Source organism: Fibrella aquatilis, from assembly GCF_017353255.1.
In the GTDB taxonomy this organism is placed as follows: domain Bacteria; phylum Bacteroidota; class Bacteroidia; order Cytophagales; family Spirosomataceae; genus Fibrella; species Fibrella aquatilis.
In genome coordinates, this window is record NZ_JAFMYU010000064.1 from 1 (window position 1) to 324 (window position 324).

Below are 324 nucleotides of genomic sequence, written 5' to 3' on the forward strand. Positions count from 1 at the left end.
CCGTATTGTGCTCTTTTTCTGCCAATGCCCAATGGGCTTGTAGCTCAGGTGGTTAGAGCGCTACACTGATAATGTAGAGGTCCGTGGTTCGAGTCCACGCAGGCCCACAATGGGGGATTAGCTCAGTTGGCTAGAGCACCTGCTTTGCAAGCAGGGGGTCAACGGTTCGAATCCGTTATTCTCCACCACGAACCATATGGGTTCGTTCGTTCATTGACCTGTTGAGAAAAAAGCATATGTGCTTTGAATAAGTCCTTGTGATTTAGAAGAAGTATATATTTGGTAACATTGTAGATTTTAACGAGCGTGTAGTATGAGTACTAC

General features: G+C 45.7%; 2 tRNA genes. Both read left to right on the forward strand.

The annotated features are described in order from the left end of the window. Nucleotides 1–33 precede the first annotated feature (33 nt). Nucleotides 34–107 (forward strand) — tRNA-Ile (locus J2I48_RS28145). A 4-nt stretch (nucleotides 108–111) separates the two neighbouring features. After that, nucleotides 112–188 (forward strand) — tRNA-Ala (locus J2I48_RS28150). The last annotated feature ends 136 nt before the right edge of the window (nucleotides 189–324 follow it).